Annotated in this window: 1 pseudogene; it reads left to right on the top strand. The window is 55.7% G+C overall.

From position 1 onward, the window contains the following. Positions 1-539 (top strand): annotated as a pseudogene (locus PO883_RS34800) (RHS repeat protein); the annotation flags it as partial.

Below are 539 nucleotides of genomic sequence, written 5' to 3'. Positions count from 1 at the left end.
TTGGGGTTGCCGCGCAAGTGGACATACGAAGTCAACGGCCGCGGCCAAGTTCTGACCGTCACAGGACCGCGAACAGATATCGTTGATCGCACCACCTTTACCTACGATGCTGCCGGCAATCTGGAAACCACAAAGGATGTACTGAACCGTACAACGCGTTTTTCCAAGTTCGACAAACACGGCAATGCCCTGTTGATCGAAGCGCACAACGGCATGACAACCGACCTGGTCTTCTCGCCGCGCGGGAAACTGCTGAGCAAGATAGTGCGTTCAACCGGGCTGCAGGCAACGACAATTTATGAATATGACCACGTGGGAAACATGAAGAAAATTACCTTGCCAGACAACAGCATCATTAAATACAGCTACGACGCAGCACACCGCCTGACGGCCATCACCGACAGCCGCGGCAACCGGATCGACTACGTGCTCGATCTGACGGGCAACCGGGTCAGGGAAGAGGTGCGCGATCCCAACGGGACGCTCGCGCGTCAGATTTCACGTACTTTCGACACCATGGGCCGCATGACGAGCCAAAG

The sequence above is a fragment of the Massilia sp. DJPM01 genome, from assembly GCF_030348125.1.
Taxonomy (GTDB): Bacteria; Pseudomonadota; Gammaproteobacteria; order Burkholderiales; family Burkholderiaceae_D; genus Telluria_A; species Telluria_A frigida.
This window is presented reverse-complemented; position numbering and strand designations above follow the sequence as displayed.